The organism is Micromonospora sp. NPDC047557, assembly GCF_043205095.1.
Lineage (GTDB): Bacteria > Actinomycetota > Actinomycetes > Mycobacteriales > Micromonosporaceae > Micromonospora.
In genome coordinates this window covers 1-22,355 of record NZ_JBIDDK010000019.1, presented here as the reverse complement: position 1 = coordinate 22,355, position 22,355 = coordinate 1, and the positions used below count along the sequence as shown (strand labels likewise).

Annotated in this window: 23 protein-coding genes; 12 read left to right on the top strand and 11 right to left on the bottom strand. The window is 70.4% G+C overall.

The genetic code is table 11. The features are described from left to right. Positions 1-28: 28 nt before the first annotated feature. From ACGGAQ_RS29860 to ACGGAQ_RS29840, 5 genes are all read right to left on the bottom strand, one after another. On the bottom strand, positions 29-1,972 hold the full coding sequence (locus ACGGAQ_RS29860) for a DNA/RNA non-specific endonuclease (RefSeq protein WP_393054945.1): 1,944 nt from the start codon (positions 1,970-1,972) through the stop codon (positions 29-31). Between the two features lie 88 nt (positions 1,973-2,060). Beyond that, a complete protein-coding gene (locus ACGGAQ_RS29855) occupies positions 2,061-2,297 on the bottom strand; it encodes a hypothetical protein (protein ID WP_393054943.1) in 237 nt (78 codons plus the stop codon). A 666-nt stretch (positions 2,298-2,963) separates the two neighbouring features. Next, positions 2,964-3,872, bottom strand: a complete 909-nt coding sequence (locus ACGGAQ_RS29850; protein ID WP_393054941.1) for an alpha/beta fold hydrolase — start codon at positions 3,870-3,872, stop codon at positions 2,964-2,966. Further along, entirely contained in the window at positions 3,865-4,332 is a 468-nt protein-coding gene (locus ACGGAQ_RS29845; RefSeq protein ID WP_393054939.1) for a hypothetical protein, read from the bottom strand. Before ACGGAQ_RS29845 ends, ACGGAQ_RS29850 begins: the two co-directional genes overlap by 8 nt. Before the next feature lie 386 nt (positions 4,333-4,718). Next, positions 4,719-5,195: a MarR family winged helix-turn-helix transcriptional regulator gene (locus ACGGAQ_RS29840; RefSeq protein WP_393054937.1), complete on the bottom strand. Its 477-nt coding sequence runs from the start codon at positions 5,193-5,195 to the stop codon at positions 4,719-4,721. A gap of 31 nt (positions 5,196-5,226) precedes the next feature. On the opposite strand from ACGGAQ_RS29840, the gene ACGGAQ_RS29835 reads away from it, so the two are divergent. Continuing rightward, entirely contained in the window at positions 5,227-6,303 is a 1,077-nt protein-coding gene (locus ACGGAQ_RS29835; RefSeq protein WP_393054935.1) for a GNAT family N-acetyltransferase, read from the top strand. Between the two features lie 581 nt (positions 6,304-6,884). On the opposite strand, the gene ACGGAQ_RS29830 is transcribed toward ACGGAQ_RS29835, so the two are convergent. The 5 genes from ACGGAQ_RS29830 to shbA all read right to left on the bottom strand — a co-directional run bounded on the left by ACGGAQ_RS29830 (position 6,885) and on the right by shbA (position 10,514). Further along, entirely contained in the window at positions 6,885-7,367 is a 483-nt protein-coding gene (locus ACGGAQ_RS29830) for a GNAT family N-acetyltransferase (protein ID WP_393054933.1), read from the bottom strand. A 221-nt stretch (positions 7,368-7,588) separates the two neighbouring features. After that, positions 7,589-7,825: a hypothetical protein gene (locus ACGGAQ_RS29825; protein WP_393054931.1), complete on the bottom strand. Its 237-nt coding sequence runs from the start codon at positions 7,823-7,825 to the stop codon at positions 7,589-7,591. A gap of 520 nt (positions 7,826-8,345) precedes the next feature. Next, positions 8,346-8,894: a contact-dependent growth inhibition system immunity protein gene (locus ACGGAQ_RS29820; protein ID WP_393054929.1), complete on the bottom strand. Its 549-nt coding sequence runs from the start codon at positions 8,892-8,894 to the stop codon at positions 8,346-8,348. Between the two features lie 178 nt (positions 8,895-9,072). Then, positions 9,073-9,945 (bottom strand): anti-sigma-D factor RsdA, encoded by an 873-nt coding sequence (locus ACGGAQ_RS29815; protein WP_393054927.1) that lies wholly within the window; start codon positions 9,943-9,945, stop codon positions 9,073-9,075. Next, the gene (shbA, locus tag ACGGAQ_RS29810; RefSeq protein WP_393054925.1) at positions 9,942-10,514 is read right to left on the bottom strand and encodes an RNA polymerase sigma factor ShbA; all 573 of its coding nucleotides are present in this window, start codon (positions 10,512-10,514) and stop codon (positions 9,942-9,944) included. The genes ACGGAQ_RS29815 and shbA overlap by 4 nt, the downstream gene beginning before the upstream one ends. 162 nt (positions 10,515-10,676) lie before the next feature. On the opposite strand from shbA, the gene ACGGAQ_RS29805 reads away from it, so the two are divergent. From ACGGAQ_RS29805 to ACGGAQ_RS29755, 11 genes are read left to right on the top strand one after another with little or no spacing between them, the layout of a single operon-like run. Continuing rightward, the gene (locus ACGGAQ_RS29805) at positions 10,677-11,648 is read left to right on the top strand and encodes an ABC transporter ATP-binding protein (RefSeq protein ID WP_393054923.1); all 972 of its coding nucleotides are present in this window, start codon (positions 10,677-10,679) and stop codon (positions 11,646-11,648) included. A 5-nt stretch (positions 11,649-11,653) separates the two neighbouring features. Continuing rightward, positions 11,654-12,424 (top strand): ABC transporter permease, encoded by a 771-nt coding sequence (locus ACGGAQ_RS29800; RefSeq protein ID WP_363754157.1) that lies wholly within the window; start codon positions 11,654-11,656, stop codon positions 12,422-12,424. Between the two features lie 10 nt (positions 12,425-12,434). Continuing rightward, positions 12,435-13,229 carry an MlaE family ABC transporter permease gene (locus tag ACGGAQ_RS29795; RefSeq protein WP_393055115.1) on the top strand — a complete coding sequence of 265 codons (795 nt, stop codon included), beginning with the start codon at positions 12,435-12,437 and terminating at the stop codon, positions 13,227-13,229. A 2-nt stretch (positions 13,230-13,231) separates the two neighbouring features. Continuing rightward, positions 13,232-14,512 (top strand): MCE family protein, encoded by a 1,281-nt coding sequence (locus ACGGAQ_RS29790; RefSeq protein ID WP_393054921.1) that lies wholly within the window; start codon positions 13,232-13,234, stop codon positions 14,510-14,512. Further along, positions 14,509-15,540 (top strand): MCE family protein, encoded by a 1,032-nt coding sequence (locus tag ACGGAQ_RS29785; RefSeq protein ID WP_393054919.1) that lies wholly within the window; start codon positions 14,509-14,511, stop codon positions 15,538-15,540. Before ACGGAQ_RS29790 ends, ACGGAQ_RS29785 begins: the two co-directional genes overlap by 4 nt. Continuing rightward, the gene (locus ACGGAQ_RS29780) at positions 15,537-16,517 is read left to right on the top strand and encodes an MCE family protein (protein ID WP_393054917.1); all 981 of its coding nucleotides are present in this window, start codon (positions 15,537-15,539) and stop codon (positions 16,515-16,517) included. Before ACGGAQ_RS29785 ends, ACGGAQ_RS29780 begins: the two co-directional genes overlap by 4 nt. Then, positions 16,517-17,767 carry an MCE family protein gene (locus ACGGAQ_RS29775; RefSeq protein WP_393054915.1) on the top strand — a complete coding sequence of 417 codons (1,251 nt, stop codon included), beginning with the start codon at positions 16,517-16,519 and terminating at the stop codon, positions 17,765-17,767. The genes ACGGAQ_RS29780 and ACGGAQ_RS29775 overlap by 1 nt, the downstream gene beginning before the upstream one ends. Then, the gene (locus tag ACGGAQ_RS29770) at positions 17,764-19,182 is read left to right on the top strand and encodes an MCE family protein (RefSeq protein ID WP_393054913.1); all 1,419 of its coding nucleotides are present in this window, start codon (positions 17,764-17,766) and stop codon (positions 19,180-19,182) included. Before ACGGAQ_RS29775 ends, ACGGAQ_RS29770 begins: the two co-directional genes overlap by 4 nt. After that, complete coding sequence (locus tag ACGGAQ_RS29765; RefSeq protein WP_393054911.1) at positions 19,179-20,435, top strand: MCE family protein; 1,257 nt, start codon at positions 19,179-19,181, stop codon at positions 20,433-20,435. Before ACGGAQ_RS29770 ends, ACGGAQ_RS29765 begins: the two co-directional genes overlap by 4 nt. Next, positions 20,432-21,214, top strand: a complete 783-nt coding sequence (locus ACGGAQ_RS29760; protein WP_393054909.1) for a hypothetical protein — start codon at positions 20,432-20,434, stop codon at positions 21,212-21,214. The genes ACGGAQ_RS29765 and ACGGAQ_RS29760 overlap by 4 nt, the downstream gene beginning before the upstream one ends. Before the next feature lie 14 nt (positions 21,215-21,228). Continuing rightward, positions 21,229-21,756: a hypothetical protein gene (locus ACGGAQ_RS29755; RefSeq protein WP_393054907.1), complete on the top strand. Its 528-nt coding sequence runs from the start codon at positions 21,229-21,231 to the stop codon at positions 21,754-21,756. A gap of 96 nt (positions 21,757-21,852) precedes the next feature. Here the strand turns inward: ACGGAQ_RS29755 and ACGGAQ_RS29750 are convergent, their stop codons facing one another. Next, positions 21,853-22,215, bottom strand: a complete 363-nt coding sequence (locus tag ACGGAQ_RS29750) for a hypothetical protein (protein WP_393054905.1) — start codon at positions 22,213-22,215, stop codon at positions 21,853-21,855. Positions 22,216-22,355: the final 140 nt, after the last annotated feature.

The following is a 22,355-nucleotide window of genomic DNA, read 5'->3' as shown; positions in this document are numbered from 1 at the left end:
GGCGCCGGCTGCTGATGGCCCGGGACCGTCAGTTTCCAAGGTTGACCACCGCTCCGTTGACCGTCCGATTGTTGGGCACGACACTGCCGCTGAACAGGGCCTGCGTCGTGCCGTCGGCCCTCTGGACGGTAGCGCTCATGGTGACCGACGTCGGGATGGTACTGGTGGCGTCGCGGTACTGCGCTGTCACCTCGTAGTACACCGCCTCGCCAGCGTTCAACCGTCCCACCGCTGTCTGGGCGGTCTGCTCATACGTGCGCATGCTGGGCGTGCCGGTGTTCATGCCCACCTGCCAGCAGGGGACCAGGTTAGCCGCGATGCCCTTGCCTCCGAGGACATTGGCGATGAGGTGGCACCGGGCAAGGCTGCCGCCTCCGTTTCTCGCTGCGAACGATTGGGCGTCCTGCCAGCCGGTGATGTCTCCCTGAGCGGCGGTTCCCTTCGCGGCGGGCCTGGTGATGCAGGCGGTCGCCTGGCTGGCCCGAGCACCGGGACCGCCTGGGGGAGCGGTGGTCTTGTTGCGGTGGGCCACCGGTTGTGTGGCGTTCACGATCCACCCGCCGCCGCTGCCCTGTGCGCCCGGCGGACGCGAACTCACGCATGTGCTTCTGCTGGGCGACGGGGAGACGGTAGCCGGTGCGGGCGATGCGCTGGCGCTCGGCGCGGCCGTGGGCGTCGGCTGCAGGCGGGTGCGGGCATCGTCGAGCCACTCTTGCAGCTCATCGAGGATTCGCTGGACCTGCACGCGTGTCACCGCACGCGCCAGCACCTGAGCCTGCGCCGCGTAGACGTGCGCGCCGCGCTGAGTGCGGGCCCGCAGGTACCAGCTGGCCCAAGCGGGGGACACGTTGGTGCAGCTCAGTTGGCCAGTGGCGTTGACCGGCAGGGTGCCTGTGGTGGTGCAGCCGCCGACTGGTCTGCCATCACCGGTCATCGTGACGGTCATGGTGGCGCTGGCGGACTTCGGCGTCTGCAGGTCCTTAGCCACGAAGCGGCTGCTGATGGTGACGGTTATCCGGCAGGCGCCGGGACCGCATCCGGTGAAGCGGGCGCTGCCATTGGCCGTGAATTGGTAGGACAGGTCGAACGAACTCTCCAGCTCCTTGGCATTTCTGGTCAGGTCGCGGAACAGGGCATCCACCTCGGGTTGCCCCATGTCGGCCACGCGGATCCGTCCGGGCAGCGTCGGCGCCGCGGGTGCCATCCGCCGCCAGCTGACCTGTCGCGAACCGCCACTGCCGGCCCGAGCCGTGGAGGCGTGTGCGGCGCCTTGCAGCGTCGGCATGCCGGGCAGTGACGGCAGGCTCGGCAGCGACGGCAGATCCGGGGCTGAGGGAGCACCGGTCCTGGTCGGGAAGGCCGGCAGGCTCGGCAAGGACGGAAGTGATGCACCGCCTTCCTTTGACACGATCTGCATCAGCCGATGCGGACTCTGTGTGCTCACGAAGATGTCGGCCTGAGAGGTGGTGGCCTTCCAGGTCGTCACCCCGTCCACCGATGTTGTCTCACCTGAACGCGGGAAAGTGGTGCCGTGGGCTCGGAGGCGTTCGTCGACCGCGTCAGCCAGGGAACGGGGCGTGAGGGGCTGCTGAGCAGCAGGGCCGGCTGCGGCTCCTCCGGTGAGCCACTTACCGGTCAACAAACTCGACTGCGCGCCGGTGGTGCCAGGGACCGCGAAGCCGTCGGGGAAGCGGACATAGGCCTTGCCGCCGACGGTCAAACTCTGCACGTTGATGCCGCCGAGTGCCATCGTGCTCAGAGACTGGCCGGCGCTGGTCGCGCGCGTGGTGACCGCCATGCCCCCCAGATCCGACGTGTACTGCAGCGCGGGTGCCTGCCGCATCGCGTCAACGGCCGCGGTGAAAGCGTCTTTGGTGCTGACCTCGATCTTCTTGTCTCCGCCGGTACAACCGGTGACTGCTAACAGGGCCACCGAGATGCCGGATAGAAGGGCCTGCCGCCGCCCGCTCATGATGTCCTCCCCGTTGGACCGACTGAGCCGCGAAACGCCAACGGTAGAGAAACACACCCATGAACACTGTCCGGTACCTGACGACCTCTCACGAAAGAAGCGGTGCGGCGCCGATGTGCGTCTCTGCTGCCGCGTTGACGCTGTTTCCGTGGATGATCGCGCCGTCCACCTTGTCGACGATGGCGGCGGGGACGGACAGCCACATCCGTCGGTCGAGTACGACCGGCTGGCCGGTATCCGCCCCGACAGAACGGCCCGGCAGCTCCTGGCCTGTGCTCCGTTGGCCGAAGGCCACTGGCTCGAGGTGTTCGTAGGCCTCGAACACGACGTGGGATCGTTCCATCCCATCTGAAACGCGAGAATTACGACCATCGCTTCCGATGGGCGCCGGTCCGGGGCGATGCCCAGCGCGAGCGGGGTCGCGGCCGGGACTTCGGCGACTCACTCGGCGATCGCGGTGTAGGAGCGGTAGCCGGCCACCACGGCACAGACTGCCGCGGTCACCACGACCGTCTTTGGTGGCGGACACCGCGGCGAGCGCGGGGATCCGGTAGACCCGCCAGCGCTGCGGGCAGTCCAGCAGCGTTTCGGGCACGGTGACATCCGGTGCGCTGGACACAGACGAGATCAGCGATGACGGCAGGGCGGGCATGGTCACTTCGGACGAGCAACAAAGCGTAGAGCAAATCGAGGATCATCTGAGCTGTCATGCCCGTCCTGCTACCACCAGTCCTGGCCGGGTTCGGCGAGCGTGCGCTGCTGGGTTGGTCGGCGGTGGAGCATCGGCGGCCCGGCGCTTGCTGACGGTGACCAGCACGTCCCCGGGTTGGCCTGCACCCCGTCGTGGACGATCCCCCGATGCGGGCGACGACCTGCCCGGCTTCCATCCGCCACGCTGTCTCGACGGTGCGCCGCACCTGGTCTCTTCCATGGCCCTCATGACCGCAGGCAGGTCCGACCTTGCCAGGAGGCGGGCTCCTGCGGGTCGCCCTCAGTTGTGAGGGCTGAGGAAGTCGGTGATGAGGGTAGCGAGCTCGTGTGGGCGTTCGGCGACCATCGCGTGGCTGGCGCCGGCGAGGTGCCGCACCCGCAGAGACGGGTTGTCCACAGTGGCAAGCCGTTCGGTGGTGAGCTTGCGGCACGCCTCGTACAGGCTGTGGAACGGCTGTTGTTCGGGCAGGTCCTCGGTGGCGAGGACGAGCAGCAGCGGGCAGCGGGCGTCGCGGTAGGCGGGCATCAGGTCGAGGGAGTCCATGGCGTCCCGGAGCTGCCGGGTGAGGTCCGGGGCGGGCCGCAGACGGCTGCGGCCGTCGTCGCCGGGCACGAGGTTGCGTTCGAAGGCCGCCACCCAGTCGTCGGGTGCGGCGCCGTAGCGCTGGGACATGGCCCGCTGCCCCGCAAGCATGGCGGTCACCTGTTCGGCGGTTAGCGGTTCGGCCAGCATCGCGGCCATCTCGTCGAAGACGGCCCGCAGCTTGGCCAGCTCGGTCTCGGCTTGCTCCGGATCCAGCCCGGCGAGCTGGTCCGCACGGTTTAGTGGCGGATTGCCGTCGAAGCTGACGGCGCCGGGGCACTCGGGGTGACGCTGCGCCCAGAGGGTGGCGAGCATGCCGCCGAGGGAGACGCCGACCACCGCGGGGGAGGTGAGGCCGAGGTGGTCGGTGACGGCAGCCAGGTCGGCCAGTACGTCGTCCCAGCGCCACGGGCCGTCTCCGGACCGGCCGTGACCGCGCAGGTCGAGGGTGACCACCCGGTGGGTCGGGCGCAGGTGCTCGGCGAGGGTGGTCATCTGCGCGAGGTTGCCGCCGGCGCCGTGAAGGAGCAGCAGCGGTTGTCCGGGTCCGCCGAAGTCGCGGATCGCGATGGGCACGGTTCCAGAGTCGATAATGGTCTCAGACACGTCGGGTTCCTTCCTTGAGCAGTCGGTCGCGTACGGAGGCGCAGCGCACGCCGCCTTCGGGGTGGCGGGCGAGCTTGTCGCGGGAGACCAGGTCGTGGACGCCCTGGCGGGTGATGCCGAGCATGGCGCCGGCCACCGTGTACGACACGGACTCGGCGCTCGGGTGGCCGACCCGTCGCGCGACGGCCTGGCCGAGAGGGCTGCACCACCAGTCGATGGGCGGGTCGAACGGTCCGTCCCCCGGATAGAGGGTGGAAATCGCCCGCATGACCACGCTGACGGCGGCCTGGTCGTCGCCGCTGACGATCGTGGTGGCCCAGGATCGGGCCCGCTCCCGGATGACGGCGCGCAGCGGGTCGATGGCGTCGTGGCCGTCGACCAGGATTTCGAGGGGGTCGAGCAGACGGATGTCGATCAACCGGATGAGATGCTCGGTCAGTTCCTCGTGGGTTGGCGACATGCTGCCTCCTCCGCTACTTGACATCCATCGTCAAGCGCTTGACGTCGAGTGTCAAGCACGATGGTGCGAGCGCGGTGGGCGGTACGGTCGGCCCGGTGCCCGGGCAACAACGGCGTTACCGCTACGTGGAACCGCCGGAAATCGCGGCGGCGGCGCTCCGCGGCGGCGCGGGCCGGTTGACCCGATCGGCGGGTGAGTTCCACGCCCGGATCGGCCCGGTGGACGCGCAGGAACTGGCGGAACCGTACAGCGCGGGCATGCCTCACTTCGGACAGCGGGCGGTAGCGCTCGGGCCAGCCCTATAGCGGAGCTGGACGGTCACCGGATTCTGCCGAGATGAGTGTGTACCTCATCGGCGATCATGCTGACGGGTGCCGTTTGGGTGGTCAATCGTCGCCGGCTTGGGGTTCTTCCAGCCTCCGGTCGATCTGTTCAATGGCGATGAGGTCCTCTGGGGCGAGTCGGTCGATGAAGTGGCGTCGTACCGATTCGACGTGGGCCGGTGCGGCGTTTTCGAGTGCGTCCAGACCTTGCGCGGTGAGTATGAGGAGGCAGCCTCTGCCGTCGGTCGGATCGGGTGCGCGCCTCAGGAGACCGCGTGCCTCCATCCGGGTGGCGTGCCGGGACAGCCGACTGCGTGACCAGCCCATCTTGTCGGCCTGTACCCCCAGGCTGCTGGCGTGGCCGGGCCGCTCCGACAGCGTACTGAGTACCTCGTAGTCGGGTTCGGAGAGGCCGAGCGCGGCCAGATCCCGCGCCGTGCCGGTCTGAACGGCGACCACTACGCGCAGGAACGCTCGCCACGCCCGCTCCTCGTCAGGGTCCAACCAGCGTACGGTCCCGGCCGGCGATTTAGTTGACATGTAATCAATCTAGCACCTAGAGTTCGTTTCCATGTTAACGAAACCGGTTCGCGTCCTTGTACTGACGTGCAGCACCCGCCCAGGCGCCCTCGGGCCCCTGGTGGGACAGTGGCTGATCGAAACGATCACCCCTCGTGCCGCGGAACTCGGCGTCGAGCTCGTACCGGTGGCCCTCAGCGATCTGAACCTGCCGTTCCTGGACGAGGAGGAGCATCCGTCGTCGGGTGTCTACCGGTATGAGCACACACGTCGGTGGAGCGCGATCGTCGACGCGGCGGACGGGTTCATTGCGGTCACGCCCGAGTACAACTACGGGATGCCAGCGACGCTGAAGAACGCGCTGGACTACCTCAGCCGCGAATGGGCGTGGAAGCCGATCGGTTTCGTCAGCTACGGCCACACATCGGCGGGCACCCGGTCGGTTCAGCATGCCAAGCAGGTGGTGACTACGCTGCGCCTGGTTCCGCTGGGTGCCACGGTCGCGATGCGCATCGGTGACGCAATGGAGAGTGGGCGGCTGCGGTCCGACGCGGCCCGCGACACGGCGGGTGTCGGGCTGCTGGACGAACTGGTTCGGGTCGCTCACGCCCTACGGCCACTGCGCGAACGCGCACGTGCCGGGACGCTCTCCGGACCGTTGCCGGGGTCCTACGTGAGACGGCTGACCCCCGACGACGCTCCCGAGGTCACTGTGCTGCAGCGGTGCTGCTGGGTGGACGAGGCCGTCGTCAATGACACCATGGCCATCCCGGCCCTGCACGAGTCGCCGGAGGAGGTACGCGACTGGCTGGCGGTCTGGCACACCACGGGCATCTGGCGGGACGGCCGACTGCTGGGCATGGTGCGGGCCCGCCGCGTCGACACCGACTGGCACGTGGGTCGGCTCGCCGTCGTGCCCGACCTGCGAGGTCAGGGGCTGGGCCGGTGGCTGCTACGTACCGCCGAAGCCGGCGCCCAATCGGATTGCCGCCGCATCGTGCTGTTTACCGGCGCAAAAAGCCTGCGGAACATCGACCTTTATCACGGCGAGGGATACCAGTCGGTGCCCCTCGCCGGCCCTGACGGAACCACCTGCCTTACCAAGGACATATCCGTCAGGCAGCGCTGACGCTGCCGCTGATTGAACCACGTAGTCCGGTGCGCGCTCATGCCACATTGCGCGCGTTCGACCAGGCTGTCGCGTCATACGCCTGGTTCCTTCCAGAATCCTGCTGGTCTGGTGCCGCTTTCGCAAGTGGAGACTGGCGGCCAGCGACGAACTCATCGGTCGGCGGCGACGCCACTGGCGACGGCTGGCGAGCGGTGGACCATCAGGCGGGCTGCGCTGCCAGAACTGTCCCCACCGGACGCGCGCTCATGCCGCCGGGGTGGCCCTGCAACGACTCGATGACAGTACCTGTGGGGGCAGGTGACACCCCCTGACGGACACGCTCGCATACCGAGGAGAGTGCGTCGCTATCTTGTTCGTGAATCATGGGGAGGGGATCGGCATGGCTCTACTGATCGACGCAGACACCCTCTTATGCCGCTGTCTAGGCCCTCCCGCCGCTGGTCGGCACGTCATCGTCCGTGCCGGCGGTCTGCGTGGCTACGGCATCGGGATCTGCCGATGACAGGATGCCGGAGCCGGCGTGGCACCGAACCCGGGGAACATCAAACCCTCCGGCAAGCAAACCGGGGGGACCTCACTTACGTCACGGCGGTAGTGGCAGGCCACGAGTAGTTGTACACGATATAGCCCCTGTAGACGGCGAGCTTGTCGTACAGCGCGCGGGCGTCGGCGTCGATCTCGGTGTTCCAGTACAGACGCGGGGCACCATGCTCATCGCCATCCTTCGCGACCCGCTCGATCATCGCAGTGGCGATACCTCGGCGTCGTGCCTGCGGGTCTACGAACAGGTCTGCCAGGTAGCATCTCCCGGCACCCCAGACGCTGGCGTGGAAGAGGTAATGCGCGATGCCAACCATCTTGCCGTCGAGCCGTGCACAGATGCCACGGATCTGCTCTCCGTTGACCAGACGCTGCCATGTCCGTTCGTAGCCGCCGTCGTCAACCTCAGTCGCGGGCCGACCCGGCCGGCCGGCCCAGTGGGCGTGGAAGCTCCGGGTCAGCCCTTCCCACTCGTCGTGGTCGAGTTCGGTCAATGAGTCAATGGTCAGCACGGTTGCCATCCTCGCATCGCCACCAGCGCCCGACGTACCCCAAGGGTTCTGCCGCCACTGCAACCGGCCGGAGCCCCGGACGACCTCGCCAGTTGCCTCCGCAGTCCCCCCGACGGCCGTATTCGATCGATACCCGACTCACCAGCCGGTCGGCCCGAGGTCAGCCATCCACCGCAGGGCGGTGACCTTCGCTCATGGCGTTTACAGGGTATGGAAGGTCGCCGGGTGCGCTACGGGTTGGCAGTCGTTTGGACGAATGACAAGACCCGCGGCAGGACGTCACAGAACTCGCCGCCGCCCCATGAGTCCACGAGGCCACCGGCCCGTTCCATCGCGTCCCAAAACGGCTCAGTTGATCGAATGATGTCTTCCGCAGTGGCGGCATCGACGTCGATGGCGGCGCATACAGCCGCCGTCAGTTCCGCGCGGGACTCGGCGGGCATGTCCTCAAGCGGATCACGATGCATCCGCAAAAGCTACCTCGGCAGACGTGCACGCTCATGCCGCTCCAGGTGGGCTGGTGTTCATCGCCGGTGGTGACGCACGGTGATGTATGACTACCTCGCCTGCTTTCGCTTCCCCTGTCGTACTGACCGATCAACTCGTTGTGCGCGCCGCGGCGTCCGCTTTCCTGGCCCTTACCGCGGCCAGAGTTGCGTCCACACTGATTCCGACCTCCGGGTCTTTCTCCGCTGGTGCGCCAACCACGACCTGGACCCGCTGGCGGTTGGCGCGGGTGGACATCGAGCGGTACGTGCGCTGGCTACAAGACGTCCGCCCGTACCGGCCCTCGACGGCTTCCCGCCGGCTGTCGGTCGTGGTTGGGTTCTATCGGATCTGCGTCATCGACGCCATCCTGGAGCACTCGCCGGCCGACTACGTCCGCCGGCCCACGGTGCCGGCCGAGTCACCGACCCTCGGGCTCGGGCACCTGCAGTTCGAAGCCATGATCACCAGCGCCCGGAAATCCTCGAGGGCCTGCTCGGGCTACGGATCTTCGAAGCCTGCGGATCGAACATCGCCGACCTCGGTGAGGAACACGGTCACCCCCGGGGTGGCTGCCGAACCGTTCGCTCTCTGGATCAACGCGGCCAGCAAAGCGGACCGCGCCGGCCCCTGCCCGGGTCTGCTGGCGAACCGCAGGATGGCGTCACGAATCTCTCGGTACGGGTCACGAGGTCCAAGGTCAGGGTCAGAGAACGGGGGAGCAGCAAGGAGTTCGGCCAGCACCGACGCCAATCGCCTGCGTTGCGGTCGCAGGTCCGACCAGGCCGGGTCGGGCAGCCGCAGCACGGTGCGGAGCAGGTCGCCCGGATAGTAGTCACCTTCTGCCAAGGGGTCGCGGAGCAGGACTTGTACCGCGAGAGGCAGCAGCGCTGGCACGCCGATCTCCTGCCCGAGCATGATGCGCATATCTTCAACCGTGAACTCGGCCAACGGCGTGCGCCGCAGCTCCGTGCAGCGCCTCACGAGGAACGTGGCGTCTGGGCCGGGGTCCGGCCACACGTCCCGTTCAAGCTGCTCGATGCTCGTCATGCGGTCAGGGTAGTGCTGGCCTGGCATGAGTCGGCTGGCCATATGGTGGCGTCACGAGGAGCCAAACGAGATCACTCGAGCTCCAGCCCACTGATTCGTAGCCGGTGGCCATGACGAGGGCTCCGGCGACCAGGTCGGCGACACGCCAGCGCGGACAGCCCGCAGGGCAGGTCGCCGATCAGCCGAGCAGGCCGCCGGTCGGCAGGGGCAGTGAGGGTAGCGACGGCAACACCGACGGGAGCGGCACCGACGGCAACGAAGGTCGAGGCAGCAACGGGTTGGCGGTGGAGGTCGACGGGTGCGTCGGCGCCGGCGGCTGTGGCCGTGGTGGTGTCCTGCCCGGCCCCGGGACGCCGGTAGGCTCGGGGGCGGCGCCGGTCGACACCGCGGGCGTTGGCGTCGGGATGACCGGGACGGTGGCGCAGCGGGGCCAGCCGGGACAGAGGTGCGTGGCCAGATCCCGCAGGACGGCATCGATGTCGGCACGCAAGCGGGTGACGTCGGCCGGATCGGCGATCCGGCCCAGGTCCCGTTGGGCCTGGCCGATCAGCTCCCGAGCGTCGTCGTACCGGCCGTCCGCGACGGCCTCGCGGGCACGGGCGGTGGTGTGTTCGACGCCGAGCACCTCCGCCCGCTCGGGATACAGCACCCTGGTCAGCGACCACAGAGGACTGGTCGGCCCGGCGTCGTGGCTGGCGACTCCGAGCCCTGTCGCCAGCATGAGCACGGCGAGCACGGCGGCGGCCAACCCCAGGGCACGCCGCCCGGACGGCCGCCACCGCGTCGGGCCGGGAACGAGGGTGGCGGGGGCGCCGGCCCGGAGCGTGCGGGCCCGACCGGCGGAAGCCGGCGCGACGACCTGGACCGGGCCGTCGACCACGGTGGCCGGCTGGTCGGTGGTGAGGTCGGCACGCCAGGCGGCCAGCATGGCCGTGAGGCCGTCGGCGTCGTCCTCCTGCTCGCCGCGGCCGAGCGCGTCCAGGAGCAGGTCGTCGCGGTGGATCGCGGCGAGGTCCACGGCCTCGCCGCTGTCCGGCCGGGGCTCGCTCATGCCGCCACCTCGTCAAGTCCGTCGCCGGCAAGCGTACGGAGCCGGGCCAGGGCACGGGACTGGGCCACCCGTACGGCCGGCGCCGACATGCCGAGGATCGAGCCCACCTCCTCAGCGGTGAGACCGACCGCCACGCGGAGGGTGATGATCTCCCGCTGAAGGTCGGGGAGGCGGTGCAGCAGCGCCGAGAGCCGTCGCGCCAGATCGGTGGCGACGGCCTGCTGCTCCGGCCCGGGTGTGGTGTCCTCCTGCTCCAGGTCGGCGTCGGTGACGGCGGCGCTGCGGACCGCCGCGCGCTGGGCGTCGGCCACCTTGTTCGCCGCGATGGCGAAGACGAACGCGGAGAACGGCCGGCCCTGGTCGCGGTAGCCGGGAAGGGCCTTCAACACCGCCAGACAGACCTCCTGGGCGACGTCGTCGGCGGTGGTGTACGCCCCGCCGACGCGACCCAGCCGGGCTCGGCAGTAGCGGACCAGCCCCGGCCGCACACCGGTGAGCAGGGCAGCGACCGCCGCCCGGTCGCCGTTGGCGGCCAGGTGAACGAGCTCTGGCTCGATCGCTGTGGTCATGGGGACGCGAGGCACCTTCGTTACCGGCGGGTTAACCGCACGCTATCGAGACGCCCGCCACTTTGCCTAGTTCACGGTGCGTGCTGACGAGGTAGCCGAAAGAAGTTGTTACGCCCGCCGGGATCACCGCGATGTCACAGGTAGGAGCCGAGAGGGGGGTGAATGGGCGTCGAGGTGGCGGTAAAGGGGCTGACCAAGTCCTTCGGTGGCCAGCCGGTCTGGTCGGACGTCAGCCTGACCCTGCCGGCCGGCGAGATATCCGTGCTGCTGGGTCCGTCCGGCACCGGCAAGTCGGTGTTCCTCAAGACACTGGTGGGGCTGCTCCGCCCGGATGCCGGGTCGATCTGGATCGAGGGCAGGGACCTGCCCCGGCTCTCCGAGCGGGAGCTGTACGAGGTGCGCAAGCTGTTCGGGGTGCTGTTCCAGGACGGCGCGCTGTTCGGCTCGATGACCATCTACGACAACGTCGCCTTCCCGCTGCGGGAGCACACCCGCAAGTCCGAGTCGCAGATCCGTGAGGTCGTCAGCGAGAAGCTCGACATGGTCGGCCTGATCGGCGCCGAACGGAAACTGCCGGGGGAGATCTCCGGTGGGATGCGCAAACGAGCCGGCCTGGCCCGCGCGCTCGTGCTCGACCCCCGCATCGTCCTCTTCGACGAGCCGGACTCCGGGCTGGACCCGGTGCGCACCGCGTACCTGAACCAGCTGATCATCGACCTCAACCAGCGGACCGGGGCGACCTTCCTGATCGTCACGCACGACATCAACACCGCACGCACGGTGCCGGACAACATCGGCCTGATCTACCACGGGCATCTGGCCATGTTCGGGTCGCGGGAGTTGCTGCTGTCCAGCACGGAGCCGGTGGTGCGGCAGTTCCTCAACGCCCAGCGCGTCGGACCGATCGGCATGGCCGAGGAGAAGGACGCCGAGGAGTTGCAGGCCGAGGCGGACGCCGGCGTGGAACTGCCACCATTGCCGCCCATCCCGCTGCAACTGCCGCCGTCGAACGGACTGCCCCGCGCCGCCGAGCGGCCCCCGGGGCAGTGGTGCCGGGAGCACGGTGTCACGCCGCCCCCCGGCTCGTTCGCCGGGCTGGCGGACGGGGTGCCGGCCGAGAACGGGCGGCGGTGACCCCGATGAGCGGACCCGTCACCGCCGTACGCCACACCGGCGAGTTCTTCGCGTTCTGCCTGGACACCCTGCGCGGCCTCGGCCGGCGACCGGTGCAGGTCCGCGAGTTCGTCCAGCAGGCCTGGTTCATCAGCTCGGTGTCGATCCTGCCCGCCGCGCTCGTCTCCATCCCCTTCGGCGCGGTCATCGCGTTGCAGCTCGGCTCGCTGGTCCGCCAGCTCGGCGCGCAGTCGTTCACCGGCGCGGCGTCGGTGCTCGCGGTGGTCCGCGAGGCGGGGCCGATCGTCACCGCGCTGATCATCGCCGGCGCGGGTGGCTCGGCGATCTGCGCCGATCTCGGCTCCCGCAAGATCCGCGAGGAACTCGACGCGATGCAGGTGCTGGGCATCGACCCCATCCACCGCCTCGTGGTGCCCCGCGTGCTCGCCTCGATGCTGGTCGCCGTGCTGCTCAACGGCCTGGTCAGCGTGGTCGGGGTGACCGGTGGCTACCTGTTCAACGTGGTCCTGCAGGGCGGCACACCCGGTGCGTACCTGGCCAGCTTCCAGGCCCTGGGGCAACTGCCGGACCTGCTGGTGGGCGAGGTCAAAGCGCTGCTCTTCGGCGCCGCCGCCGCGCTGGTCGCCTCGTACAAGGGGATGACCGCCAAGGGCGGCCCGAAAGGCGTCGGCGACGCGGTCAACCAGAGCGTGGTGATCACCTTCATGCTGCTGTTCGCGCTGAACTTCATCGTCACGGCCGTGTACTTCCAGGTCGTACCGCAGAAGGGAAGCTGACGTGCCAGCGCTGCGCCACCTCGACAACCTGGGCGGACAGCTCGCCTTCTACCTGCGGGCGTTCGCCTGGGCGCCGCGCACCGTGCGCCGCTACAAGCGCGAGGTGATCCGGCTGCTGGCCGAAGTGAGCTTCGGCTCCGGCGCGCTCGCCGTGCTCGGCGGCACCGTCGGTGTCATCTGCTTCCTGACCTTCTTCACCGGCACCGAGGTCGGCCTCCAGGGCTACCAGGCGCTCAACCAGCTCGGCAGCAGCGCGTTCACCGGTTTCGTCTCGGCGTACTTCAACACCCGGGAGATCTCCCCGCTGGTCGCGGCGCTGGCCCTGTCGGCCACCGTGGGCTGCGGGTTCACCGCCCAGCTAGGGGCGATGCGGATCTCCGAAGAGGTGGACGCCCTCGAGGTCATGGGGATCCCCTCGCTGCCGTTCCTGGTCACCACCCGCATGATCGCCGGGTTCGTCGCGGTCATCCCGCTGTACGTGGTGGGGCTGCTCGCCAGCTACCTGGCCACCCGCACCATCGCTGTCTTCTACTTCGGACAGTCCGCCGGCACGTACGACTACTACTTCCACCTGTTCCTGCCGCCGGAGGACGTGCTCTGGTCCTTCGTCAAAGTGCTGGTGTTCAGCGTGATCGTGGTGCTGGTGCACTGCTACTACGGCTACACCGCCAGCGGAGGGCCCGCCGGCGTCGGCGTCGCGGTCGGCCGGGCTGTGCGGCTCGCCATCGTCGCGGTCAACATCGTCGACTTCTTCCTGTCGCTGGCCATCTGGGGCGCCACCACCACCGTCCGGATCGCGGGGTGACCATGAGACATCGCATCCTCGGCATCGTGTTCATCGCCGTGCTGACCGCGGCGTTGACCGCCTCGGTGCTCCAGTACCGCAAGGCGTTCACGCCGGTCACCTGGGTCACCCTGGAGGCCAGCCGGTCCGGCCTGCAGCTCAGCCCGGGCGCCGACGTCAAGGTCCGCGGGGTCGTCGTCGGCGACGTGCGCTCGGTCGACAGCACCGGAGCGGGCGCGACCATCCGGCTGGCCCTGGACCCGGCCACGACGCCGCGGATCCCCGCCGACGTCAGCGCGCGGCTGCTGCCCAAGACGCTCTTCGGCGAGCGGTACGTCGAGCTCGTGCCGGCAGGCGGCAGCGGCGAACCGATCCGTGACGGCGCGGTCATCCCCCAGGACCGCAGCCACACCGCCGTCGAGCTGGAACGCGTCCTCGACGAGGCGCTGCCACTGCTCCAGGCAGTGCGCCCCGAGCAGCTCGCCGCGACGCTGGGCGCGATCACCACCGCCCTCGACGGACGCGGCGAGCAGCTCGGCGCGAACATCGAGCGGCTCGGTGCGTACCTGCGGCAGCTGAACCCGGCGATGCCAGCCATCGCCGAGGACGTCCGCAAGCTCGCCGTCGTGCTGGACAGCTACGACGCCGTCCTGCCCGACCTGCTCGCCCTGCTGCGGGATGTCACCGTCACCGCCCGCACCGTCACCGACCAACGCGCACAACTGGCCGCGTTCCTCGCCGACACCACCGACACCGCCGACGCCACCCGCGGCTTCCTCGACCGGCACGGCGACCAGATCATCGAGCTCGGCCAGGTGAGCCGGCCGGTTTTGGAACTGCTCGCCACGTACGCCCCCGAGTACCCGTGCCTGATGAGCGGCCTGGTCGCCCTGCAACCCCAGGTCGAGCGGGTCTTCGCCGGCGGGCGGATGCACGTCACCCTGGAGGTCACCCGCGACGGCGGCAAGTACGAGAAGGGCCGCGACGAGCCCGTCTACGGCGCGCACGACGGGCCGCAGTGCCGGGGCCTGCCCCAACCGGGGCGGCCGGCGCCGACCGTGCCGGTCGCCGACGGTTACGACCACGGCGGCGCTCGCCCGCGTACCCCCTTGCCGGTCGGCGTGGCGGCGGCCGTGCCCGCCGCCGGTTCCCCGGCGATGGGCCAGGCCGCCACCGGCGAGGAGCGGGCGCTGGTCAAGCCGCTGGTCGGCGCCGTCACCGGCGTCCTTCCCGCAGAGGTCCCCGACATCGCGGTCCTGCTCTGGGGGCCGTTACTCAGAGGAGGGGTGGTGAACGCGCGATGAGCAACAGAGCGATGGCGCCCCTGCTGAAGCTGACGGCCTTCGCCGCGGTGACCCTGCTGCTGACGGCGCTGCTCGCGCAGACTCTCGGTGCCTTCCCACCGGGTGGGGTCACCTACCGAGCCCGGTTCACCGACGTCACCGGCCTGCTCGCGGGCGACGACGTCCGCGTGGCCGGGGTGCAGGTCGGCCGGGTCCGCGACATCAGGGTCGTCGACGACACACTCGCCGAGGTGGCCTTCACGGTCACCGCCGACATCCCGGTGGCCACCAGCGTCCGCGCCAAGATCCGCTACCGCAACCTGGTGGGCCAGCGGTACGTGGCGCTGAGCGAGGGGCCGGGGGAGGGGCGTCCACTGCGGCCCGACGGCCTCATCCCGCTCGGCCAGACGACACCGGCCCTGGACCTCACGGTGTTGTTCAACGGGTTCCGGCCCCTGTTCACGGCGCTCAGTCCCGAGGACGTCAACAAACTCGCCTACGAGATCATCCAGGTGCTCCAGGGCGAGGGCGGCACGGTCAGCAGCCTGCTGCAACGCACCGCGTCGCTGACCAACACCCTCGCCGACCGGGACGCCGTCATCGGGCGGGTCATCACCAACCTCAACGGCGTCCTCGGCACGCTGGCCGACCGCGACCAGAACCTGGACCAGAGCATCAGCCAGCTCCAGCAGTTCGTCTCCGGGCTGTCGGCCGACCGCGCGGCCATCGGCGAGTCACTGGTCAGCATCGGTGAACTCACCACCGCCACGTCGTCGCTGCTGCGCGAGGTACGACCACCGCTCGCCGCGGACGTCCGCGCCCTGGACGAGCTCTCCGGCACCCTCAACCGCAACGCGGCCGTCATCGACGGCACCCTCGGGCGGCTGCCGCAGCGGTACGAGTCCCTGACCCGCGTCGCGTCCTACGGCTCGTGGTTCAACTTCTACCTGTGCGACTTCGACGGCAACCTTGCGGTGTCGGGCCGGGCACCCATCGACCTGCCCACCTTCAGCGCCCCGGCCGCCCGATGCGCCGGAGGCAGCCAGTGACACCGTTTCGGGAACGCAATCCGGTGGTCGTCGGCACGCTCGGCCTGGCGCTGATCGTCGCCGTGCTGCTCGGCGCCTTCCAGCTCGACCGGCTGGCCGACCTCACCGGACGCGGCTACGAGGCGGCCTTCCACGACGCCAGCGGCCTCGTCACCGGCAACGAGGTGCGGGTCGCCGGGGTGCGGGTCGGCAAGGTGACCACCGTGGAACTCGCCCGCGGCGGCGCGCCGTACGTGCGCGTCGGGTTCCGCGTGGACGACGACAGCGTCCGGCTCGGCACCGACACCGGCGCCACGATCAGGATCAAGACGGTGCTCGGCCAGAAGTACCTGGCCCTCTCACCGGCCGGGCCGGGCCGGCTGCCCGAGGGCGGGCAGATCCCCCTCGCCCGCACCGCCGCGCCGTTCGACGTGGTGCAGGCGGTCACCGGGCTCGCCGACACCCTCGACAAGGTCGACACCAATCAGCTCGCCGCCGCCTTCACCACCCTGTCCGAGACCTTCGCCGACACCCCCGCGAGCGTCAATGCCTCCCTGGTCGGCCTCTCCCGGCTCTCTGAGACCGTGGCCGGACGCGACGCGGAACTGCGGACGCTGCTCGACCGCGCCCGTCAGGTGACCGCCGTGCTCGCCACCCGGGACGAGGAGTTCCGCGCACTGGTCACCGACGGTGAGGCGCTGCTCGGCGAGGTGAGCCGGCGTCGGGACGCCATCCACAAGCTGCTCGTCGGCACCGACGACCTCGCCACCGAGCTGTCCGGCCTGGTCAGCGACAACCGCGCCCAGCTCGCTCCCGCGCTGCACAAGCTGCGGGAGGTCGTCGCCATCCTGCAACGCAACCGGGACGACCTGGAGAAGACCATCCAGCGGATGGGGCCGTTCGTCACCGCGTTCGCCAACGTGGTGGGCAACGGCCGCTGGTTCGACTCGTACGTTTCCGGTCTGCTCCAGCCGTACCAGCCCACGGGAGGCCGCTGATGCCCGCTCCCATCCAGCGGTGGCGCCGGCCGGTCGCCGTCACCACCGTCCTGTTGGTAGCCGTCGCCGCCGGCGTGATGCTTCTCCGCGACGGCACACCCCCACGGCGGGTCGTCGCCCACTTCACTCGCGCCGTCGGCGTGTACCCCGGATCGGACGTCCGGGTGCTGGGCGTCCGCGTCGGTGAGGTGGTCGCGGTGACCCCGCAGGGCCGCACCGTCGAGGTGACCATGTCCTACGACCCGGGGATCGCCGTTCCCGCCGACGCCCAGGCGCTCATCGTGCCGCCCAGCGTGGTCAGCGACCGCTACGTCCAGCTCACTCCCGCCTACGCCGGTGGCGCCGCGCTCGCCGACGGCGCCGAGATACCGCTGGAGCGGACCGCGGCCCCGATGGAGATCGACGACATCTACCAGGCGCTCGACGATTTCAACCGCACCCTCGGCCCCGAGGGCGCCAACCGCGACGGCGCCCTGTCCGACCTGGTCGCGACTGGCCGCGCCAACCTGGAGGGCAACGGCCAGCACCTGCACGACACCCTCGACGGCCTGTCCCGGGCACTGGCGACCCTCTCCGACGGGCGGCAGGACCTCTTCGGGTCGGTCGTCAACCTCCAGCGCTTCACCACCGCGCTGGCCCGCAGCGACCGGGAGGTGCGCGCCTTCAACCAGCAGTTGGCCGACGTCGCCCAGCAACTGGCCGGGGAGCGTGACGAACTAGCCGCCGCGCTGCGCAACCTCTCCACCGCGCTGGCCGAGGTGACCACGTTCGTGCGGCAGAACCGCGACGCGTTGACCTCCAACGTCGCCGCGCTGGCGGACATCACCGGCATTCTGGTCCGCCAGCAACAGGCCGTCATCGACATCCTCGACGTCGCCCCGCTCGCCCTGGGCAACCTCAACCTGGCGTACAACCCGCGGTCGGGGACTCTGGACACCCGGGACAACGCGATGGGTCCCTACGATCCCGCCGGTTTCGCCTGTTCGCTGATCACCGACCAGCTGCCCGTGGCGAAGGTGCCCGCCAAGTGCCGGGCACTCGCGCAGACCCTGCACTCGCGCGGGCTGCCCATGACCGACCAGCTCCGCAAGCTCCTCAAGCTGCCGCCCGGCGCCCCGGCGACCGGCGGGTCCTCACCGGCCGGGCCTTCCTCCAAGCCCTCCGGTGCGCCGATCCCCGACCAGGCGCCGGGCGGCCCCGGCATCACCAGCGACCCCACCCTCGGCGGCATCCTGCGGGGTGTGTCATGAGTGCCCGCATCCTGCGGACCCTGGCGTGCGCGATCGTGGTGGTGATGCTGCCGGCCGGGTGCGGCCTGCCCGACCTCGCCGACCTGCCGCTGCCCGGCGGCGCCCCGAAGGGCGACGGGTACGCCGTCACCGCCGAGTTCAGCGACGTGCTCGACCTGGTGCCACAGGCCGCCGTCAAGGTCGACGACGTGACGGTCGGCAGCGTGGAGAAGATCGCCCTGGCCGGCTGGACCGCCCGGGTCACCCTGCGCCTCGGCGCGGACGTACGCCTGCCGTCCAACGCGACGGCCGCGGTACGGCAGAGCAGCCTGCTGGGCGAGAAGTACGTGACGGTCGCGCCACCACCCACCGGCGCCTCCACCGGTCGACTCGCCGACGGTGACCTCATCCCGCTGTCGCGGACCGCTCGCGGCGCCGAGGTGGAGGAGGTCCTCGCCGCGCTCGGGCTGCTGCTCAACGGCGGTGGTCTGGCGCAGCTGAGGACCATCAACCAGGAGCTCGGCGCCGCACTCGAGGGGCGGGAACCCGCCGTCCGGGACACGCTGGACCAGCTGGACACGTTCATCGGCGGGCTGGACAAGCAGAAGGCCGACCTGGTCCGCGCCCTCGACGCCCTGGACCGGCTCAGCGGCCGGCTCGATCGCCAGAAGCAGGTGCTCGGCGAGGCCGTGGACTCCCTCGCCCCGGGCCTGACCGTGCTGGCCAAGCAGCGCGCCCAACTGACCCAGGCGCTGACCGCACTGGACCGGTTGGGTGACGTCGGCACCCGGGTGGTCAACAGCAGCCGCGACGACACGCTGGCCGACGTACGGGCGCTGCAACCGATCCTGGAGCAGCTGACACGTGCCGGCGACGACCTGCCCAAGTCGCTGGACTTCATGCTGTCGTACCCGTTCCCGCCCAATGTCACCGGCGCGATCGTCGGCGACTTCGTCAACCTCTCCATCACCGCCGACCTCGACTCGGCGTCGATCCTGGCGAACCTGGTCGCCGCTGCCCCCGCCGCGCCGGTCCGCCCGCGTACGCCGGCAAAGGGTGCCACCCCCGGTCGGGCACCGGCGGCCGGTGGCGGCGCACCGACCGTGCCGCGGCCCGGCGGCGGGTCCCGTCCGCTGCCCGACCTGCCGATCCTGAAGTGCCTACCCGACCCGCTCCACTTCCCCCCGACCTGGACGCCGCCGAAGGACTGTCTGCTGCCGGAGGGCTGCGTCCTGCTCAAGCCCGGCTCGAAGGTGCCCATCGGCGGGCTGATCCTGCCGAAGGGCCTCGTGCCCCCGGGCACGGCCTTTCCCGTCGGGACCGAACTGCCCGCCGGCACGGTCCTGACGGCACAGTGCGTCCTGCCGCTGACCGGCGCGGTGACCGGACAGATCGGCACCCTGCCGGACCTGCTGTCCGGGGGGTTGACGCCATGATCGGACGTACCGCGAAGATTCAGGTGCTGGCGTTCCTGCTGGTGAGCGTGCTCGGCGTCAGCTACGTCGGCGTGCGCTACGTGGGGCTGGGCGACCGGCTGCTCGGCGGAAGCTACGTCGTCCACCTGGACCTCGCCCGCGCTGGCGGCATCTTCCCCAACGCCCCGGTCACCTACCGCGGCGTGCCGGTCGGCCGGGTCACCGCGGTCGCCCTGCGCGGTGACGGGGTCCGGGCCGACCTGCGGTTGCAGCGCGACGTCCGGGTACCCGACGACCTGCGGGCCGTGGTGGCGCACCGCTCCGCCGTCGGCGAGCAGTACGTGGACCTGCGTCCGGAGCGCGACAGCGGGCCGTACCTCACCGACGGCGCGGTGATCCCGGTCGAGCGGACCGGCGTCCCGCTCGCGCCGGAGGTCCTGCTGAGCAACCTGGACGCCCTGGTGCGCTCCGTCGGTCCGGAGGACCTCCGCGTCCTGATCACCGAACTCGGCGCCGCGTTCGAGGGCAACGAGCTGGCCCTGGCGCGGATCCTGGACGACGGGGACGCGCTGCTGACCGATGCGACAGCCCGCCTGCCGGAGACACTCGCGCTGATCAACGACGGACGAACCGTGCTCACCACCCAGGCCGAGTCGGCGCAGGCGCTGCGCCGGTGGGCGGCGGGCCTGGCCCAGCTGGCGGCCACTGTCCGCGAGGCCGACCCCGACCTGCGGCGGCTGCTCGCGGCCGGGCCGCCCGCCGGCCGGGAACTGGTCGCGTTGCTGCGAGGGCTGGAACCGACGGTCGGCACCCTGCTCGGCAACCTGGTGACCGTCAACGGCATCGCCGCCCGGCGGCTGCCCGGCATCGAGCAACTGCTGGTGGTGTACCCGATCGCCGTCGCCGGCGGCTTCACCGTCACTCCGGGCGACGGCACCGCCCACCTCGGCCTGGTCCTCAACGTCGACGATCCGCCCTCCTGCGTGTACGGGGGCGGCCGAACGACCTGCGACGCGGGGGAGCGGGCGGCCGGCGCCAGCGTGCGCGGTGCCGCCAACGCCCCCCGACCAGGCGGCCGGGAACCGGCTCCCGACCCGGGGGCGTCCGGCGGCGCCCCGACCGGTGGGGCCGAGCCCGGCGGGTACGACCCGGTGACCGGCCTGGTACTCGGCGCGGACGGCCGGCCGTTGCAGTTCGGCGGGACCGGTGGCCAGTCCCGGACAGCCGGAGACCAGTCGTGGAAGCAGTTGCTGCTGGCCGGGGTGACGCCGTGAACGACGCGAAGAAGGAGGCGCAGATGCGGGCCCGAAGGGACCACACGCTGAAAGTCATCAAGGGGGCGAAGCCCGGGGTGCCCGGCCGCGCGTCGCAGCGCCGGATCGTGCCCCGCCAGCTCCCCCGACCGGTCGAACCGATCGAGGACCTGCTGAAGCGGCTCGACCAGGAGCCGGTCGAGGATCCGGCCGATGCCGCGGACCCGGCGAGCGGGGACGATCCCGCGAGCGCGGACAGCTCGCCGGAGGACGCCTCGGATGCCCGCCGCACAGGCGAGCGGGCTACGTCGACCACCCGGCGACGGTCGCTGGTCGTCCTGCTCGTGGCCGTGCTCGCCGCCACGGTCGCCGCCGGCGGGGTGACCGGGCACCGCTGGTACGTCGACCGGGCGACGGACCAGGCCCGGCAGCAGGCCCTCGCCGCCGCCAAACAGGCCAGCGTCAACTTCGTCTCGGTCAGCGCGGCCAGCGTCGACCGGGACATCCAGCGGATCACCGCCGGAGCCACCGGTGACTTCAAGGACGAGTTCACCCGGGGCCAGTCGCAGGTCCGCGCCGCGGTCGTGGAGAACAAGGTCGACTCGCGCGGAACGGTGCTACGGGCCGGGCTGGTCTCCGGAGATCGCCGTCGAGCGGTTGTCCTGGTCGCCGTCGACGCCACCGTCAAGAACGTCAAAGCACCCGAGGGGCGGCCGTCGCACTACCGGATTCAGCTGGACATCGTCCACGACAAGGCATCCGGGCGGTGGCTCGTGGCACGGCTGCAGTTCGTCGGATGAGAGAGGGAGGACACGTGCGTACCCTGGTCCGATTCCCGCGGCGGCCGCGCGTTCCCCGGCTGCGTTCCGCCCGGATCCGGCTCGTCCCGGCCCTGGTCGTCGCGATCGTCCTCGCGGCCGCCGTCGCCGGCGCCGGCTGGTGGGGCGATCACCGCGCCGGGCAGCGGGACAGCGCCGTACGCCAGGCACTGGCCACCGCGCCCGCCGCCGCCAAGGCGATCTTCTCCTACGACTACCGGACGTTCGACGAGAGCGTCGCCAACGGCCGCACCTTCGCCACCGGGCAGTTCGGCAAGGAGTACGAGCAGACCACGGCGGCGTTGAAGCAGACCGCGGCCACCCAGCAGGCGGTCGTGGCGGCCGAGGTGTCCGCGACGGGGGTGGTGACCGCGACCACCGAACGGGTCGAGTTGCTCGTCTACCTCAACCAGTACCGGCGCAACGTGAACACCGCAGGCGAGAAGGTCGACCAGAACCGGGTGGTGCTCACCCTGGTCCCGGTGAACGGGGAGTGGAAGGTGTCCCAAGCAACTGCCATCTGACGTGGCTGTTCCTAAACGGCGACATCCTGGCGACGGCGTAGTCCTGGCCCGCCGGCGTCGGCCGACGGGCCAGGACCGACCGTGCTGGTTGGTCCTTCAGCCCTTCAGGTGGCTGGACCACTCCACCGGCCTGTCGACCAGCCGCAGACCCCGGTACGCGGTCAGCACCCCGTCCGGGCCGAGCTGTCCGGCGAGTGCGCCGTCGGCGTCCACTTCGACCAGCACGCCTCCGCTCCGGCCGACCCGCACCATCGTGGCGGGTCCGGTGAGCGGAGTCCGGTACGCCGGCTGGCCGCCGATGGTCGTGTTCGGTGCCGGAGCGAGCTTCTCCTTCTCCGTCCGGTCCTTCTCTTCCTTGTACGGAGAGACGCTGACGTGCACCGTGTTCGTGAACGGCTGCGCCGGGTCGATCGCCGTCCCCAGCGTGATGGAGGCGTGCCACGAGCGAGGCGTCCCCACCGAGTCGGAGATGCTGACGCTGACCGGCGTGAGGCCGGTCGGCATCGATGCCGCCTGTACGGGCAGGGGAACCTTCTCGCTGCTGCTCAACTTCATCGAACTCGCGATCCTGTGTGCGGTGGCCTTGGCGTCCAGACCTG